Annotated in this window: 15 protein-coding genes; 6 read left to right on the forward strand and 9 right to left on the reverse strand. The window is 63.5% G+C overall.

Features of this window, described 5'->3' with window-relative positions; all coding sequences use genetic code 11:
• Positions 1-62: 62 nt before the first annotated feature.
• Positions 63-461, reverse strand: coding sequence for a helix-turn-helix domain-containing protein (locus tag ACWEF2_RS12505; RefSeq protein WP_453814579.1), 399 nt, complete (start codon positions 459-461; stop codon positions 63-65).
• 168 nt (positions 462-629) lie between these two features.
• On the opposite strand from ACWEF2_RS12505, the gene ACWEF2_RS12510 reads away from it, so the two are divergent.
• Positions 630-938, forward strand: a complete 309-nt coding sequence (locus ACWEF2_RS12510; protein WP_355590645.1) for a hypothetical protein — start codon at positions 630-632, stop codon at positions 936-938.
• 28 nt (positions 939-966) lie between these two features.
• Positions 967-2,979 (forward strand): hypothetical protein, encoded by a 2,013-nt coding sequence (locus ACWEF2_RS12515; protein ID WP_453814580.1) that lies wholly within the window; start codon positions 967-969, stop codon positions 2,977-2,979.
• A 13-nt stretch (positions 2,980-2,992) separates the two neighbouring features.
• Here ACWEF2_RS12515 and ACWEF2_RS12520 read toward each other — a convergent pair whose 3' ends face one another.
• The 3 genes from ACWEF2_RS12520 to ACWEF2_RS12530 all read right to left on the reverse strand — a co-directional run bounded on the left by ACWEF2_RS12520 (position 2,993) and on the right by ACWEF2_RS12530 (position 4,304).
• Positions 2,993-3,472, reverse strand: a complete 480-nt coding sequence (locus ACWEF2_RS12520; protein ID WP_453814582.1) for a hypothetical protein — start codon at positions 3,470-3,472, stop codon at positions 2,993-2,995.
• Positions 3,473-3,561: 89 nt separating this feature from the next.
• A complete protein-coding gene (locus tag ACWEF2_RS12525; RefSeq protein WP_453814584.1) occupies positions 3,562-4,080 on the reverse strand; it encodes an ATP-binding protein in 519 nt (172 codons plus the stop codon).
• The gene (locus ACWEF2_RS12530; protein ID WP_453814586.1) at positions 4,020-4,304 is read right to left on the reverse strand and encodes a hypothetical protein; all 285 of its coding nucleotides are present in this window, start codon (positions 4,302-4,304) and stop codon (positions 4,020-4,022) included. The genes ACWEF2_RS12525 and ACWEF2_RS12530 overlap by 61 nt, the downstream gene beginning before the upstream one ends.
• A 291-nt stretch (positions 4,305-4,595) precedes the next feature.
• On the opposite strand from ACWEF2_RS12530, the gene ACWEF2_RS12535 reads away from it, so the two are divergent.
• Together ACWEF2_RS12535 and ACWEF2_RS12540 are read left to right on the forward strand one after the other, a co-directional pair.
• Positions 4,596-5,423, forward strand: coding sequence for a helix-turn-helix domain-containing protein (locus tag ACWEF2_RS12535; RefSeq protein WP_453814588.1), 828 nt, complete (start codon positions 4,596-4,598; stop codon positions 5,421-5,423).
• Positions 5,414-5,611 carry a DUF397 domain-containing protein gene (locus tag ACWEF2_RS12540; protein WP_453814590.1) on the forward strand — a complete coding sequence of 66 codons (198 nt, stop codon included), beginning with the start codon at positions 5,414-5,416 and terminating at the stop codon, positions 5,609-5,611. Before ACWEF2_RS12535 ends, ACWEF2_RS12540 begins: the two co-directional genes overlap by 10 nt.
• A 234-nt stretch (positions 5,612-5,845) precedes the next feature.
• Here ACWEF2_RS12540 and ACWEF2_RS12545 read toward each other — a convergent pair whose 3' ends face one another.
• The 3 genes from ACWEF2_RS12545 to ACWEF2_RS12555 all read right to left on the reverse strand — a co-directional run bounded on the left by ACWEF2_RS12545 (position 5,846) and on the right by ACWEF2_RS12555 (position 9,364).
• Positions 5,846-7,429, reverse strand: a complete 1,584-nt coding sequence (locus ACWEF2_RS12545) for an LCP family glycopolymer transferase (RefSeq protein ID WP_453814592.1) — start codon at positions 7,427-7,429, stop codon at positions 5,846-5,848.
• Between the two features lie 659 nt (positions 7,430-8,088).
• Positions 8,089-8,361: a hypothetical protein gene (locus ACWEF2_RS12550; RefSeq protein WP_453814594.1), complete on the reverse strand. Its 273-nt coding sequence runs from the start codon at positions 8,359-8,361 to the stop codon at positions 8,089-8,091.
• 124 nt (positions 8,362-8,485) lie between these two features.
• Positions 8,486-9,364 carry a polymorphic toxin-type HINT domain-containing protein gene (locus ACWEF2_RS12555; protein WP_453814596.1) on the reverse strand — a complete coding sequence of 293 codons (879 nt, stop codon included), beginning with the start codon at positions 9,362-9,364 and terminating at the stop codon, positions 8,486-8,488.
• A gap of 62 nt (positions 9,365-9,426) precedes the next feature.
• Between ACWEF2_RS12555 and ACWEF2_RS12560 the strand changes: the two genes are divergently transcribed.
• Both ACWEF2_RS12560 and ACWEF2_RS12565 read left to right on the forward strand, forming a co-directional pair.
• A complete protein-coding gene (locus ACWEF2_RS12560; RefSeq protein ID WP_453814598.1) occupies positions 9,427-9,612 on the forward strand; it encodes a helix-turn-helix domain-containing protein in 186 nt (61 codons plus the stop codon).
• On the forward strand, positions 9,609-10,118 hold the full coding sequence (locus ACWEF2_RS12565; protein ID WP_453814600.1) for a hypothetical protein: 510 nt from the start codon (positions 9,609-9,611) through the stop codon (positions 10,116-10,118). The genes ACWEF2_RS12560 and ACWEF2_RS12565 overlap by 4 nt, the downstream gene beginning before the upstream one ends.
• 331 nt (positions 10,119-10,449) lie before the next feature.
• On the opposite strand, the gene ACWEF2_RS12570 is transcribed toward ACWEF2_RS12565, so the two are convergent.
• Positions 10,450-10,809, reverse strand: coding sequence for a hypothetical protein (locus tag ACWEF2_RS12570; RefSeq protein WP_453814602.1), 360 nt, complete (start codon positions 10,807-10,809; stop codon positions 10,450-10,452).
• The gene (locus ACWEF2_RS12575; protein WP_453814604.1) at positions 10,809-11,393 is read right to left on the reverse strand and encodes a polymorphic toxin-type HINT domain-containing protein; all 585 of its coding nucleotides are present in this window, start codon (positions 11,391-11,393) and stop codon (positions 10,809-10,811) included. The genes ACWEF2_RS12570 and ACWEF2_RS12575 overlap by 1 nt, the downstream gene beginning before the upstream one ends.
• Positions 11,394-11,466 lie beyond the last annotated feature (73 nt).

Below are 11,466 nucleotides of genomic sequence, written 5' to 3' on the forward strand. Positions count from 1 at the left end.
AAAGCCAGGCTATTCTGCTCCATGCGATCATGACAATGATGCGACGGAAAGCTGTTCTCCGGTCATCGTCGGTGTGTGTACTTCATGAGGTCCTCGGCGGTGATACGGCGGTGTTTTCCCACCAGTCGGTAGGGGATCGCGCCGGATTCCAGCAGCCCGATCAAGTAGGGGCGGGACACGTTTAATATGTCCGCCGCCTGCTGGGTGGTCAGTTCGGTGTGCGAGGCAATGACCGACACGCCCCGTCCCTCCGCGACCTGCGTCAGGGCGCAGGCGAGCAGGTTCACGGCCTCGCGTGGCAAGATCAGGGCCTCCTCGTCGCCGGACCCCACGGTGAGCGGGACGGCCGCCTCGCCGGGGTGCCGCCTGAGGCGATTCTCGATCCATCTGGCGGCGCGGGCCGCGATCTGGACGTCTATCGCTCCCGGGGGGATCGAGAGCTTGACGTGAATGCCGGGCACGTCTATCTTCCCCTCGTAATCGCATTAGCTGAAGCGGGCGAAGTAAACGAAACGACGGCGGCAGGAGTGCGGCACTGGCGGGGGCCGGGTCTTGTCGTTATGAATGTCCAGTGTTTAGTGTGATATCTGGCTTTTTCGTCCATAATGGGTCTGGGGAGACGGGGCGGCATGGCCGAGCGGATGGTGCCCAGCCCTCGGCACGAGCGGTTGAGGCAACTGCTGCTGGAGGCCGAAACCAGGGCGCACGAGGTACGGCAGGCCTACCAGCACGCCCTGGCGGCGATGCGGTCGGGAAAGGTCTGGACGGGGCCGACGGCCGTCACATGGACCACCGAGCTGGGAGAGCGGCACCAGCGTCTGGGACAGCTCGCGCGGCGGGTGGTGGAGGCGATCGAGGAGGAGCTGCGCCGGCATCCTCCGCTGGTGACGGAGACCGAGGCGAACGCCATGCGCCGGGAGATGGCCGGCCGCACGTGATCGTCGTGACCATTGAGGGGAAGATTCCGTGGCGCCCACCGAAGAGTTCTGCGGGATCGACCCCGATGAGATGGGACAGCTGGCCACCTCTCTGCGCGGCGCGGCCGACCGGCTGACCGCGTTCAGCGGGGAGTTCGAGATCACACTCCGCCGGCACGGCATCAGCACCCCCGCGCTGCGCGAGATCGCCCACATCGCCGACTGGGGCGGCACCCAGGTCTCCATGCTCCACAACCGGATCGACCTGGTCAGAAATCTGGGTAGCGGCGCTCCCGAGCTGGGCGGCGCCGCCGTGGTACCGGCCAAGTGCACCGCGGAGCCGGACGGTGGAGGCGGCGGTCAGGGGCTGATCCGCCTGCCCGACGAGCTGGAAGGCTTCGAATTCGCCCGGGGGCTGGCCCGGATGTACGGCGACGACATTCTGGTGCAACGCAACAGCGAGCTTCAGGCCGCGCTCATCCACGAGCACGCCGACGAGATCGCCCGGCTGGCCGACAACCCCCAGGCCGCCGCAGCCTTCTTCGCCCTGCTGCCGTCGAAGGTCCGCGACGCCCTGCCCAGCGTCATCGCGGCCACCGGCAGCAAGACCGCCAAGCAGGACCTGGCCGCCTTCAGCGAGGCCCTCGGCGCGGCCCTGCGCGCCCCCGCCCTCGTCCCGGCGTTCGCCAAGGTCAGGGCCGACCTGGTGAAACCGGTCGGCGGCAAGGTCGCCGCGTGGAACCGGCTCGCACTGCTCAAGGGTGCGAACGCCCCCTCCAAGGTGCGCGTCGCGGCGGCCCGCGCGCTGGCCCTGGACGACTTCATGAAGAACCCCCACCAGGACTGGCGCGGCGCCGCCTTCACCGAGATGAAGGCGTACGGCCTGTCCTCCGACGTGGTCGCCCTGGCTCTGGAGGTGCTCGCCGGGGACGGTACGGCGGTGCGAGACGCTTTCGCCACGATGGGCGGAGCCGAGGTAAAGCTGAGCCGGACCGAGAAGATGAAACGCTTCCTCGACTACGCCAAGAGCGTGGGGACCGGGGACGATGTGGCCGACGCCTTCGGCCGAGTCATGGAGGCGGGCGCCGGGGCAGTGGAGGAGAAGCCGGGGCAGCACAGCCCGGCCGCCGCCGCCTTCGCCCTGGACACGATGCTGGCCGCAGGCCCCTTCGGCACCAACTTGCCGATAACTGCTAAGGACTCCATGGGAGTGATCGCCAGATCGTACGTCCATGAACTGGTCTCGGGCACCCGCTTTGACAGGGCCGCGTATCGGGCCTCCGGATTCACAATGCCTGAGCACTGGCTCCCCCTTCCCGGGGTGATCCCCGCGTTTTACCTCAGTCCCGGAGACACCTATCGCTTCATGAGAACCTTCGTCGGCGAAGAGAAGTCCGCTGGCGAGTTCAATGCGACGGTGGCGAGGTTCCGCCATGACATCCTGCTGGCAGCCGCTCGCCTGGACGTGCAGAGCGGTACTGACCACTTTCATGACATCTCGATGATGTTTGGCGATTTTGGCAGTGTCGCGTTCAAGGCGACGAAGGACGTGCTCGGCGAGGAAGACGCAGCACGTTTGAGTGCTCGTAATTTCATTAAGAACACCGCTGGCTTTGCATTGGGTAGAATTTCACCCTTAAATGAGATCGCAGCACTCAGCTGGGAGGTCTTCCAATCGTACGTCTTCAGCTCTGTATCGGATGATTGGGCCGCCGACTTTGAGAAGCAAGTAGAAGTGGCAACGGGGAAACGGGTCGACCTCACTAGACGTATGAAATTCGATATGGCGCACCTTCTCTACAGCGGCGGTTATCCGGTGAGCAAACCTCCTCAAGAGCTCATCAGTACGGCCAACGGCACTCTCAAGACGTATGAAGAGTTCGTAGCCGAAGCCAAGCGGGAGGCCACCGGCACCAAGAAGTGGGAGCAGGTGCTCCAGAAGAAACTGGACGTTTATGAGGACTGGATGGATGAAAACGGAAATCTCGACAAAAAAATTGAGTATTCCTCGCGCTTTCAGAGCAGCGATCTGGCTGAAAGCCTATTGAGGATCCCGAAATGACGCAGTGATTTCCTCACCGTGGCAGGCAATCGGTTTGTGCGTGCAACCGCCAGGTCGGGGCCTCCGGTGACACATACACGTTCACGGTGATCCCTGTCTTCTTGCTGCCTTTGATGAATCGTCCTTCCGGAGCGTCTACCTGGCTGATATCATATTCCATCTTATATCCCAGGATCCGGGAAAGAGTGTTCTCCATAACTCTCTCGGCTCCGTCCAGGTGCGAGTCCAGAGACTGTTCTTTACCCCGTTCCTCGTCGGCCGTCGCCCGCAGTACCCGTTTGAACCCATCCTCCCCACAGGGAATGTCTTTGTCTGGGCGCTGTAGGACGCGGAGCTTCATAAGGGGATTTTTGAAAAGGTCGTCGGTTTCCAGGCGTTGGGTGTCTTTCTGGAGTTCTGCTGCGGCTTCCTTCAAGGACGGCTCGGAAGTGGTGCATCCCGATGCCGCTATTGCCAGTATCAAGCCAATGGCCAGTAGCCGTGTGACGCGCATGCCTTACCTCCGCGGGGTGGGTGACGCTGAGACGTATCGATCTTCACTCAATCGGCTCGCCGCCGCCACGTTCTTTCCGTGTTCGCCTGTCAGCACTTGGCCACCTGGAACCAGGCCGATCCGGTGGCCTCGTCACGGTGTGACTCCCACGCGGTCGCGAGCAGGTCCACCAGCCACAGGCCTCGCACGCCGTCCTCGTCGGATTCGGGCCTGCGCACGGTTGGTGTGCTGGTGGCGGACCCGCCGTCGGTCACCTCCACGCGGATGTCGCCGGGGAAGTGGGGCACCCGCACCATGACCTGTCCGTCCGGCGTACGCCCCGAGTCCGAGTGGGTGACCGCGTTGGTGACCAGCTCGCTCAGCAGGAGCAGCACGTCGTCGAGGACCGGAGCCGCGATTCGCCCGGCCAGCACTTCATGTGCCCATTTTCGGGCGATAGGGACGGATATCTCCTTTCCTGGGAATTCTCGCTTCCAGGTGCCGTACGGCGCATTTGTGTAGGTCTTCCGTGGCGGGGCGTCGTAGTGGTGGATCGCCCCTTGGCCTCTCACGCGCTTACCTCCGCCATGATGATGTCGGCGGCGTTGTCGGCGTGGGCCACCACCCATTTGTTCCACAGCCACAGGCGTGCCCACCACGGGCGCCAGGTGAAGACCCAGCCGGAACGCCATATGACGGTGATGCGGACCAGGGAGCCGGACACCGACCGGACTTCCAGGACCGGCTGCCCGGTCACGGGGAGGACCAGCGAGGTGCAGATGCCGAGGGCGTGCAGCGCCCAGCTCAGCCGGACCAGATGCTCGAACCTTTCGTATTGCTCGCCCGCCGTCATAGGCCGCCTCCAAAGTGCTTTCCAACGCAAGTGACCGGGGTGCGAAATAGCGCCGCCGTATCCACGGGCGACGTGATTCATTCCTGGTTTGAAAGGTGATGGCTTACTTTCTCTTTTGCGCTTCCCGGACGAGAAGATCTGCGTTTAGGATGCCCTTCTGGCATCTGGTCGGTGACCGGTTCGGCAGTCCAGAGCAGGGGAGATGATGACACTCATTGGTCTGCCCTGGACTGAATTCGGTATCGCCGCCGGGATGTTAAGTCCGTTTTTTATAATTCGGGAGGAAATGCGATGGAAGTGGTGCCGGCTCTCGACCCTGGGTCCCCGCGCGTGCGATTCGGCGTCGAGCTGCGCCGCATGCGGGAGGCCGCGCAGCTCTCGCAGGCCGCCGTGGCCCCCCGCCTCGGCTGCACCCAGACCCAGGTGAGCCGCCTGGAGAAGGCCACCCGGACCCCGTCGAAGTCCGACGCCGAGAGGCTGGACCGGCTCTTCGGAGCGGCCGACGGCGTCTCCTTCGTCCGGTTCTACCAGCGCATCGTCGCCCAGCCCGGCGGTCCGGTCTGGTTCCGGAGCTGGGCCGAGGAGGTCGAACCTATCGCCCTCGTCCTGCGTTCCTGGGATCCTCTGCTCGTGCCGGGACTTCTCCAGACCGAAGCCTATGCACATCACCTCTTCAGCCGAGGCCCTCAGGTCGCGTGCGAAGAGGTGAAGCAACGTGTCGAGGCCCGCATGCGGCGACAGCGGATTTTTGACAGGGAAGACCCACCCATGTTCTTGGTCCTCATCGACGAGGGTGTGCTGCACCGTCGAATCGGCGGTCCTGAGCTGATGCGGGAACAACTTTCTTACCTGCTGGAGGCCGCGCAGCGGCCCACCATCTCCATCCAGGTTGTGGATTCGGAATGTGTAGCGGGGCTGGCAGGAGCCTTTATGATCGCTGAGCTTCCGAATGGAGAGCCGAATGTTGTCCATGCAGACTCACCGGCCCAGGGGCAGGTCACGACCGACCACGACATTGTGATCTCGATCTGGAAGCGCTATGAGGCGATACGGCTATGGACCTATCCTGAGCACATATCCCTCAAAAAGATCGAGGAAGTGAAGCGGGAATGGACCTGAGCGCCGCTGTGTGGCGGAAGTCATCGCGTTCTTCGGACAATGGTGGCCAGTGTGTGGAGGTGGCCAACCTGCCTGGAGTGGTCGCTGTTCGTGACAGCAAGGACCCTGGCGGCCCCAAGCTGCTCTTCACCCCCGGCGCATGGCGATCCTTCGTCGGTGGGGTCAAGACCGGCGAGTTCGACCGCTGACCTGGTTCGGGCGATCAGGAGAAACCGATCGCCCGAACCCGGAGTCCATTCAAGCCATCATCTTTGGTTTTCTTACCTCACGGCGGAGGCCGGCAATTACGTTCTCCTACGATCCATCGATGTTCCAGAGCGTATCGATGAGAAATCGAACCGGCGAGATGCGGCGGCGTGACCGAGCCCCTTCCCTGGGCGGCCTTCTCCGGACGGTGCCGGGGCCGTCCGTCTCGGTTGAGGTCAGGCGCAGCCCTCGGTGATGCCCTTCGGCACGGCCGGACCCCTCCGCCTGGCCTCGGACCCGCCCTTCGGCCTGGTGGTCGCCGTGTCGGCCGGGCCGGCGGTCGGCGTGCCGGTGGGAGCGGGCGTGAGTGAGGCCGTGGGCGTACCCGTGGGCGAGGTGGTGACCCGCGAGGGGGCGGGAGTGGCGGGTGAGGAGGAGGGCGCGGCCACGGGTGCGGCGGTCATATCGAAACGCTCCGGGGAGGCCGCCGAGGCGCGGACGGCCCGGGCGGTGACGGCGCGGATCTTCCGCCAGTCGGGGTAGCCGGTGCTGATCAGCGGCGGGACGAACTGGACGGTGGTCACCCTGGCGTTCTTGACCTTCAGGGCCAGCGGGACCAGGTGCTCCAGCATCGGGCGTGGGATGTCGGTTCTCAGCAGGTCCCTGGTGGCCAGCGCGATCCGGTTGAACCGGGAGAGCACGGTCGCCGGATCGGCCTGCCGGAGCAGGGCGCCCAGCACGCAACGCTGGCGTCCCATCCGGCTGTAGTCGTCGCTGTAGGTGCGCGAGCGGGCGAACCACATGGCGTCGGCCCCGTCCAGCCTGCGGGTTCCCGCCTTGACCAGGCCCTCGTTGTATCTGCCGAAGACCACGTCCTGCGGTACGGTCAGCCGCACGCCGCCGATGGCGTCGATCAGCCGGGCGAAGCCCCACATGTTCACCAGGGCGTACCAGTCGATCTTCAGGCCGAGGGCGTGCCCCACCGTCTCCATGAGCGTCCTGGTGCCCTGCCCCCTGCGACCACCGAAGATCTCGGGATGGGCGTCGGCGTACTCCCAGACCGCGAACAGCAGGTCCTCCCGCGAGCCGTCGGGATTGGCGGGCAGCCGGAAGCCGCCGGGGAACCGCCTGGCCATCGGGGACCCCGGTACGAAGCGGACGTTCTCCAGGTTGCGCGGCAGGCTCAGCAGCACGGTGTTGCCGGTCTTGACGTCGATGCTGGCCACGTTGATGCTGTCGGTCCTCACACCCACCCGATCGGCGCCGGCGTCACCGCCGAGCAGCAGGATGTTCACCCGATCGCGCCCCGCCCACGGGTCCTCCTCCCGCTGGGCCGAGGCCTCGGAGATCCCCGAGGTCTGGGAGGGGGCGGGGGTGGGCGCCGCGTTGAAGACCCGGTCCAGCGCCGATTGCGAAACCATGGCGTACTGCCCGGCCAGACCGAACGGCAGCAGCGCCGCCACCGCGAGCACCCCCGCGACGCCGCCCGCGATCGCCCGCCGGACCCTCGGGAGCGTGCCGGGGTTCAGCACGATGAACGAGTGCAGGACCAGTGTGAACCAGGCGACGCCGAGGGTGAGGGAGATCACCGTGACGCCGGTCAGCCAGGACGAGGTGACCAGCCGTCCGGCCAGCTCGCCGAGGTCCGCGGTGAGCGCGGTCCAGAGCAGGCCCAGCAGTAGCGCCGTATGAGTGGAGAGCAGTGCCAGTCCGGTCTTCCGCCATCCGGCGCGCAGGTGGGCGGCCCCCGGCGCGACGACGGACAGGGCCGTCCATCCGATGACCGCGAATGCCCCCTGCGGCTTCGATCTGTTCCGCACCTGCTCCCCGATCTCCCTCGCGCCTGAGCGCCGCAGGGAGATGGTAGGGCGGAGCGAAGGGCTCGCGGGCGGCCACTGAGCGGACAGGGCAGGGAAGGAATCCCATTTTATCCGTATATGTATATCGGAATAAGGTGCGGTTTGGTGTCCTTCGCCGAGATCATGTACAGCATGCCAGACCGCGCGGCCTCGGCGTGGCGGTCACCGCCCCCCAACGCCCCGCGAACCTCCGTTTCGGGATCGGACAGGTCCGCCGGATACGCGGCGCCCTTCCCCGGCATCGGCGGCCTCCCGTACTTCCAGACGGGACGCTACGCCATCATCATCCTCATTTAGGAACTTTTCGGACATTTTCTACTCGGCCACGCTCACACCTCCATCACCGCTGACGTCTACGCCCACGTCCGCCTCCGCCTTCAATGCGAGGCCGTCGACCGCATGAATGACGCTCTCGGCGATCATCCAGAACCGTAGCCGTCAGAAAACGATCACGGTTCGCGTAGCCATCAAACAGCGCCAATACCATGAATCCACAGAGTCCTTGATTCCGCAATCAATGCCCCCATTCTCAATAGGGCGCCAATGCAGTCGCGAAAATCTTGGACAAGCTCCGCATCGGCTGGACTCATGGAAATCGATCATCCCGTCGGGCCGCCCCGCTACTTCTTTGAGACCGCCGAAATCTCACCTAGCGCAAGTGAGAAAATCCGGACAAGCGCCTTCCGAACATCCGGGTCTCGATCGAGCCGACCCAGCGATTCAAATCTCCCCGGATCAAGATCGATCGTGGCAATTCCGCCAGCATCCTTGCCATTCACGGTCGAGAAGATCAGGAGGCATCGGTAGGCTCGAACAACCCCTCCTCGCTCCTCACGCATCAGTGATTGGAGGAATACGATTTCTTCCTTGACCTGGCTGCGAAGTGCGTCCACCGAGCTCCACCGAGTCGCCCAGCCTCGACCCTCCGCCTCCAATTGGATCTCAAGCAGAGTATCGAAACTGATCTGACACACCCGAAAATCGGGGTCAGTCGAATGAATTATAGACATCAGAGCACTATTCTCCGCCGTAGACGTCGATACGGACTCTCGTCTTTGGGTCGATACGCCCACCTTTGATTCTTCGCAGGAGTTCGTCCCAACGGTGATGACCTCCAAGAATCCTCCCATTGCGCGAGACGACAATCCCGTCTCCATCTGCGGCGTTGTTGATCGCGTCCGGGAGTTCTTTGTTGCTCAGCTCTTCGTGATACCACTGCGATGCTGGATCCCGAGTCGACTGCCCCTCCTTGTACTTCTTAGCGAGATCACTGGCATTCTCGTAGGCTGTCGACCAGCAGCCAGCGTCGTGAACGAGGACATCAACCTCACCGACCGCTACATAGTAGGTGTGAATGTCGGCGATGGTGAGGTTGTGGACTTGTTGGTTGTTGACGGTTCGCTTGGTGATGGCGGTGATTTGGAGGTGGGTTCCGGTGCTGGTGCGGAGCCAGGCTCCGGGGGTGAGCCGGGTGGCGGGGACCCAGGTGCGCAGGTTGGTGACCCAGAAGGGGTGGGTGTCGGTGGCGATGATCGCGCCGGTCTTGTTGCCCTTGGTGCCGTCGGTGTCGACGGTGATCTGAACGAGGTTCTTGGCGCCTTCGCCGGTGATTAGCGCGATGACGGGTTTGGCCTTGGTCTTGCCGGTGTCGGGGTCGGTGGCCAGGACCTTGTCGCCGGTCTTGACCTGTTCGATGGGCTTGTGGGTGCCGTCGGCCATCAGCACGAGGGTGCCGGGCACGAAGCTGTTCGGTCTGGCGCATGCTGAGAAGGCGTGCTGGGCGGCTTCCCGGGCCTTTTCGGCGACCTTCAGCTTGTCCTTGAGATCCCCGACCAGGATTCGATCCTCGTCATCAACCAGTGGCGCTACCTCGGCCGTGCGCCGTCCCTGGAGCAAGTTCTCGCCGAGATCACCGACCGGCCTCCGCCCGGCCCGATGAGTCCGGGAGGAGGTGACACATGATCACGCTCCTGCTCACCGTGCCCGAGGCCGCCGCCGCGCTGTCGATCTCCCGCAGCAAGCTCTACCAGCTGCTCGCCTGCGGCGCGCTCTCCTCGATCCACATCGACGGCGCACGCCGCATCCCGCTCTCTGCCCTGCACGACTACGTCATCCGCCTGACCGACAAGGAGGCCGCAGCATGACCACAACCCTGATCGGCTCTCCTGAGGAAGAGCCCACCACTTCGCAGACCAGGAAAGCCCGGACCCTGCACAGACGGACCAGCGGGGAGGGAACCCTCTACCAGCGCACCGACGGTCGGTGGGAAGGGGCCGCCTACGTCCTGAGCGCCAAGGGGCAGACCACCCGCGTCCGGGTCTACGGCAAGACCCGCCGCGAGGCCGCCGACAAGCTCACCAAGAAGATCGCCGACCATCAGCACAGCACTCCGCGCACCACCCGGGACCTGCTGCTGGCCGACTACCTTACGAACTGGCTCGACCACGTGGCCGTGCACGCCGTCCGGGCCTCCACCCTGGCCCGCTACCGCGCCTGCTTGTGGCTCTACCTCATCCCCTACCTGGCCCCTGCATCGACGCCCTCACCGCCCATCGTGACCAGCACGACGACGAGCGCGCGACCCTCGGCGCGGACTGGCCGGACACCGGGCTCGTCTTCACCACCCGCGTCGGCACCCCGATCAACCTAGGCCGTGCCTTCCGAGCCCTACTCCAGCGCGCCGGAATCCACCCGATCTGCTTCCACGACCTGTGGCATTCGTGCGCCTCGCTCCTGCTCGATCAGGGCGTAGGACCTGATCGTCATCAAGGAACTCCTCGGCCATGCGCACATCTCGATCACCGCCGATGTCTACGCCCACGTCCGGCTCCGCCTCCAACGCGACGCCATCGACCGTATGAACGACGCCCTCGACGACAGCCCCGAACCGTAGCCGTCAGAAAACGATCACGGTTCGCGTAGCCGTCAAACGAATCTCCAGGGCTAATAGAATCGCCCTGGAATTCTCTCTTACGCAGCCACTACTGGCCTAACATTAACCTCAGGCGCAATATCCATCGTGCAGCAAATTTCGTCGATATCGGCTCGTATATTTCAGGAGAAGAAGCTTCAGAGAAGAATTCGGAGAGATGCTCATTAATTTGCACATTTTCTCTCATCTCTAGCGCATCAGCCCACTCCGTTACAGTAGTCCCGAGAATTCGCCCGGACAGATAGAAGTCAAGGATTCGCACAACATCTTCAACCTCGACGGACACGAGAGGGAAGTCAACATCCCACGAATATTCGCGAAGCCTATCGACAAGATTGGATACCGATCGTCGCAGCTCAATCAGATCCCTAAGCAAGCCGCGACGATCTTCGTTCACCTCTTCGGGCATCACATCTTGTCCTTAATGTGGACGACACTTCCGTCTGGAGCGATAGTAACCTTCTGAACCGATAGTGTCTTGCCGTTGACGTCAACAATTTTGCGATAAATCGCATATGATCCTGGCGCTCTACCGGACACCCGAACCTCAAATTTCACATTTCCAGTGCCATATAGAGTGATTTCGATATTGTCTCGATACTTCGTAAGCTTGCTCGCGAAACGCTTATAGTTCATGGCTCGCGCGTCATTAAGCGCATCGATTCCAACATTGCAGAGACCAGTATTATGAACGAGGACGTTTTCGGTCCCGACACCGACGTGGTAGGTGTGGGTGTCGGCGATGGTGAGGTTGTGGACTCGCTGATGTCCCACGGTTTGTTTGGTAATGGCAGTGATCTGGACGTGGGTTCCGGTGCTGGTGCGTAGCCAGGCTCCGGGGGTGAGCCGGGTGGCCGGTACCCATTCGCGTAGGTTGACCCAGAAGGGGGGTATCGGTGGCGATGACCACGCCGGTCTTGGTGCCCTTGGTTCCGTCGGTGTCGACGGTGATCTCACGAGGCTCTTGACACCCCAGGGCCGAAGCGTTCTCACGTCGTGAGACCGAGTAGCTGAAGACCGTCTGCGGGGTGGCTGCGGTAGTGGTCGGTGGCGGCGGCGATGTTGG

The sequence above is a fragment of the Streptosporangium sp. NPDC004631 genome (genome assembly GCF_053601935.1).